This is a genomic window from Corallococcus sp. CA049B, assembly GCF_003611685.1.
In the GTDB taxonomy this organism is placed as follows: domain Bacteria; phylum Myxococcota; class Myxococcia; order Myxococcales; family Myxococcaceae; genus Corallococcus; species Corallococcus coralloides.
Genome location: NZ_RAWC01000366.1, coordinates 1 through 4851, shown reverse-complemented (window position 1 = coordinate 4851; position 4851 = coordinate 1). Strand labels below are relative to the sequence as shown.

Sequence of the window (4851 nt, the reverse complement as noted above, 5' to 3'; positions counted from 1 at the left end):
CATCGCGGGGGGCTCCAGGAGGGTGGGGACGCCCCATCATCCGGGAGGCACCGGGGCGCGACAAGCCACCCTACCGGATGTCGAGGATGCGGCCCTTGCCGTCGATGAGATAGGTGGCGCCCGCGTCCAGGACCACGGCGTCGGGTGGCATCTCCTCACAGCGGGCGAGGTTGGCGGAGAAGGCGATGACATACAGGTCGTCGTTCACCTTCTGGATGCGGACGTCGAAGAGGTCCCTGCGCCCGAGGCAGCGGACCAGCCGTTCGTGATTGCCGCTGGCCTTCGCGCCGGGAGGGAAGAAGTCCTTCAGCGCGACCTGGAACGCGGCGAAGGTCGGACCATCCAGCTCGGTCGTCGTCTGGACCGTCTGCGGATCCCGGATGCGTGCACCCTCTTCGGGTGGGAGGCGTTCGGGCCGCTCGTATTTGTAATAGCCGAAGTAACTACAGCCCTGGCTCAGGACACCGACCATGACGCCGAGAAGAAGGGGCGCCAGACGCTGGGTTCGCGTGCGCACGTTCATGGCGTCCAGTCCTGCCCTTTGTAGAGCTCGATGTTGCCCTGGTCGTCGCTGACCGAGCCGATGGGAACCCAGACGCCTCCACGAAGCGCGGCCACCTCGCGGTCGGCGTAGTCGAATTTGTAGGCACGGCACTCGCCCGCCTTCTCCCGGTAGAACAGCAGGAGATGCCGCCGGAGGACCTTGCCGGTCCGCGAGTCGGCGATCCGCGAGGGAACCCACTCACGGTCGCGCCCCATGTCCTTCTGGGAGAAGCGCCGGTTGTGGGGATGGTTGTGGCCCCTCCCCAGGATGACGGCATCCAGGTGCCGCGGATCATCCAGCTTCGTGGGGACCAGACAGGACTTCGTGCGGCCCACGCTCGTGCCTTGGACGTCGGACAGATGGCTCAGGTAGTACGCGTCCTCCGCCCCCGAGTAATAGACCAGGGCGCAGTACTCCATTCCGTAATCGCCCGACGATGCCCCAGGCTGCCGGGTCATGATCTCGCACGCGTTCCCGGCGAGCTCCTCCACCGTGGGAAAGGGACCCGCGAGTGGACCGGTGACCTGGAGCTGTCCATCCGGAAGCTCACGGACGCGGACGTCCGGATTCGGTGTGGAGCACGCCACCATCAGCGCGGCCCATGCCCAGGGGACGGCCCAATGGCTTCGTTGAATCCCCATGCGCGGTGTCCTGGTTCGAGGGCGCTTTTCTGGGGATTACGCATTATCATGGAAATTCAAGAAAAAGAAGACTACTTTGCCGAGTCTGACATATTAGGAATCGGGTGGGAAGCGACCCCACGGGACTTCGGAACACTACCCAGCAGGTCATTGGCTTTCAACAGGATGTAGCGGGTTCAGTGTGGCGAGGAGCGCTCGGGAGTGACAGCCAGCGGTCCGTCCGCCGGTCCGCACTCGTGGGCTCCCAGAGGTCGGCCCGTGAACAGCGCTGTTCCCCACGTGCGCGGGATGCTCCCCGGAGCCGCGCGTGCGCATTAACAGGGGCGCACATGGCTCAATCGACGGAAGCACGGTCTCAAGCGCCCCGGCTGGGGGCGTGGGTGGAGGGCACCTCGGTGCGCTGGCGCGTCTGGGCGCCCGGCCACCAGGGCGTGGACGTGGTCCTCTACGACGCGGAGGACCGCGTCCTGCGCAAGGTGCCGCTCACCGCCGAAGCGGACGGCTGCTTCGGCGGCGCGCTGCCGGACCTGGCAGAAGGCGCGCGCTACAAGCTCAGCGTGGACGGCGGAGACCCGTTCCCCGACCCCTGGTCCCGCTCGCAGCCGAAGGGCGTGCACGGCCCGTCGGAGGTGGTGGGCTCCGCCCATGGCTGGACGGACTCGCACTGGAAGGGGCCGGATCCGCAATCGCTGGTCATCTACGAGGTGCACGTGGGCACCGCCACGCCGGAGGGCACCTTCGAGGCGTTCATCCCGAAGCTCGCCCACCTGCGCGAACTGGGCGTGAACACGCTGGAGCTCTTGCCGGTGGCCAGCTTCCCGGGGGCGCGCAACTGGGGCTACGACGGCGTGGACCTCTTCGCGCCGCAGGCCACGTACGGCGGGCCCAAGGGCTTACGCAAGCTCATCGACGCGGCGCACGCGCACGGGCTCGCGGTGCTCATCGACGCCGTCTACAACCACTTCGGACCGGACGGGAACTACCTGCGCGCGTACTCGCCGCACTACTTCACCGGCAAGCACCACACGCCCTGGGGCGACGCGGTGAACTACGACAGCGAGGGCAGCCGCTTCGTGCGCTCGCTGGTGCTCTCCAACGTGGAGATGTGGATCCGCGACTACCACGCGGACGGCCTGCGCCTGGACGCGGCGCACGCGCTGGTGGATGACGGCCAGCCGCACCTGCTCGCCGAAATCGTGGAGCGCGCCCACGCCGCTGGCTCCGGCCGCCGCGTGGTCGTCATCGCCGAGGACGAGCGCAACGAGCGCAAGCTCGTCACGCCCGCGTCCGAGGGCGGCTACGGCCTGGACGGCGTCTGGGCGGATGACCTGCACCACCAGCTGCGGCGCGCCTTCGCGGGCGACCACGAGGGCTACTACCAGGACTACACGGCCAGCGCGGAGGACCTGGCCGCGACGCTGCGGCAGGGCTGGTTCTACACGGGCCAGAAGTCCAAGAACCTGGGCCACGCGCGCGGCACGGACCCGAAGGGGCTGGGGCCGTGGCACTTCGTCCACTGCATCCAGAACCATGATCAGGTGGGCAACCGGCCCTTCGGCAACCGCCTGTCGGAGGACGTGTCGCCGGCCGCCTACCGCGCCATGAGCACGCTGCTCCTGATGTCGCCCTTCACGCCGCTGCTCTTCATGGGCCAGGAGTGGAACGCGCGCACGCCGTTCCTCTACTTCACGGACCACCACGCGGAGCTGGGCAAGCTCGTGACGGAAGGGCGCCGCAAGGAGTTCTCCGGCTTCTCGCGCTTCAAGGGTGAGCAGGTGCCGGACCCGCAGGACCGCGACACCTTCACCCGCTCCACGCTGGACTGGGGGGAGCTGGACGGCGCGGAGGCCGCGGGCGTGCACACGCTCTACAAGGAGCTCCTGCGCCTGCGCGCCACGGAGCCCGTGCTCACCAGCCGTCAGGGCACGCACGACGCCCGAGCGCTTGGGCCGGACGCGTTCGTGCTGGAGCGCCGCGCGGAGGGGGACACGTTCCTCATCTTCGTGAACCTCCGGGGCTCGCTGGTGCACACGCTGCCCACGCACGCGAGCGCGGGCATCGTCCTGTGGAGTGAGAACCCGCGCTACGGCGGCACCGTGGAGGCGTCTCCGCTCACCGGCAACGTGGTGCGCCTGGAGGGCCCCTCCGCGGCGGTGGTGAAGCTGCGCGAGTAGCCCGCACGCAAAGGCAGACACGGCTTCACGCACGGCCCGTCACCCCGGAAGAGGGGGAGGCGGGCCGCCATGTTTCCGGTGCGTGAAACAAACCCAGACAAGGAATGACCTCGGGGGCGAGCCGGTACACGGCCGCCAGGAGGTCACACCTTGGCTCAAGCTCATCCATCGCCGTGGAAGCGGCACCTCACCACCGCGAGCGCGCTGTTGCTGTTCGGGTCCGCCGCACCGGCGCTCGCCGCGTCGGGCTTCACCGCCGTCACCGCCAGTGGGAATGACGGCAACCTGCCGTCCGCCACCATCGACGGCAACCTCACCACGCGCTGGTCCAGCGACGGCGTGGGACAGTGGCTCCGGGGCGATCTGGGCAGCGTGAAGTCGCTGTCCGCGGTGGACATCGCCTGGCACCGGGGCGACGAGCGGACCAACACGTTCGTCCTCGCCACGTCCACGGACGGCACCACCTGGTCCACGGCCGTGTCCACGACGTCGTCCGGCACCACCGCGAACTTCGAGCGCTACAGCTTCACCGCGCGCAACGCCCGCTACGTGCGCGTCACCGTCAACGGTAACTCCGTCAACACCTGGGCCAGCATCGCGGAGTGGGCCGCCATCACCGGCGCCGCCACGCCCACGGCGGGCAAGGACCGCTTCGGCGTCACCATGCTCTACGCCTCGAAGTCCGGGGGCGAGGCGTGGACGCTGGCGGACAACGCGCTGGCGGACGCGCGCTTCGACCCGCAGGACACGATTGCGCGCAACAGCGACGGCTCCTGGAAGATGAAGGACAAGCAGGTGCGGATGAGCGTCTTCACGTCCACGGGCTACGACGACCGGAAGATTCCCACCTACGACCGGGACGTGCTCGCGAGCCGCGGCTACATGCAGGCGCCGAACGACTGGAAGAACATCGAGATGACCGGCTTCGTGAAGGTCAACGCGGTGGCCGACGTGAAGGACAACTTCGCGTGGTACGCGCGCGGCGGGAAGCACAACGACAAGTACTCCGGCTGCGAGGGCAGCAGCTACAAGGCGGGCCTGCACTATGACGGCCGCGCCCGCTGGGAGAAGGAGACGTGGCACGTCTCCTACGAGCAGACGCCCTACGTCACCGCGACCTCCGCGCTGAAGGGCCGCTGGGTGGGCTTCAAGGCCGTCATGCGCAACGTCACCGTCAGCGGCCAGACGGCCGTGAAGCTGGAGCTGTACGTCAACGAGAACGCGGACAAGGTGACGTGGAAGAAGGTCTACGACCACACGGACGCGGGCAGGTGGGGCGGGGATGCCCAGCACTGCGGCGGCGCCGTGCCGGCCATGCCGGTGACGTGGGGTGGCCCCATCGCGGTGTTCCGCTGGGACAACGCGACGGACGTGGACTTCAAGTGGCTGAGTGTTCGCGAAATCCAGCCCTGAACCCCGAGTGAAGACGGGCTCGCGCGCGGCCTGACGCAGGACGGCAGGCCGCGCGCAGGGCGGGCGGGGAGGCCCGGGA

The 4851-nt window shown here is 68.6% G+C and carries 4 protein-coding genes; 2 read left to right on the top strand and 2 right to left on the bottom strand.

The features are described 5' to 3' along the window. Positions 1–70: 70 nt before the first annotated feature. Both D7W82_RS38485 and D7W82_RS38480 read right to left on the bottom strand, forming a co-directional pair. Positions 71–523, bottom strand: a complete 453-nt coding sequence (locus D7W82_RS38485; RefSeq protein WP_120623015.1) for a hypothetical protein — start codon at positions 521–523, stop codon at positions 71–73. Beyond that, complete coding sequence (locus D7W82_RS38480; RefSeq protein ID WP_120623014.1) at positions 520–1185, bottom strand: hypothetical protein; 666 nt, start codon at positions 1183–1185, stop codon at positions 520–522. Before D7W82_RS38480 ends, D7W82_RS38485 begins: the two co-directional genes overlap by 4 nt. A gap of 329 nt (positions 1186–1514) precedes the next feature. On the opposite strand from D7W82_RS38480, the gene treZ reads away from it, so the two are divergent. Both treZ and D7W82_RS38470 read left to right on the top strand, forming a co-directional pair. Further along, complete coding sequence (gene treZ, locus D7W82_RS38475; protein ID WP_120623013.1) at positions 1515–3359, top strand: malto-oligosyltrehalose trehalohydrolase; 1845 nt, start codon at positions 1515–1517, stop codon at positions 3357–3359. 150 nt (positions 3360–3509) lie between these two features. Beyond that, positions 3510–4772, top strand: coding sequence for a discoidin domain-containing protein (locus D7W82_RS38470; RefSeq protein WP_120623012.1), 1263 nt, complete (start codon positions 3510–3512; stop codon positions 4770–4772). Positions 4773–4851: the final 79 nt, after the last annotated feature.

Bases quoted from the DNA above. Each gene is read 5' to 3' on its own strand.
- D7W82_RS38485 (WP_120623015.1), bottom strand. From the start codon at position 523: ATGAACGTGCGCACGCGAACCCAGCGTCTGGCGCCCCTTCTTCTCGGC.
- D7W82_RS38480 (WP_120623014.1), bottom strand. From the start codon at position 1,185: ATGGGGATTCAACGAAGCCATTGGGCCGTCCCCTGGGCATGGGCCGCG.
- treZ (WP_120623013.1), top strand. From the start codon at position 1,515: ATGGCTCAATCGACGGAAGCACGGTCTCAAGCGCCCCGGCTGGGGGCG.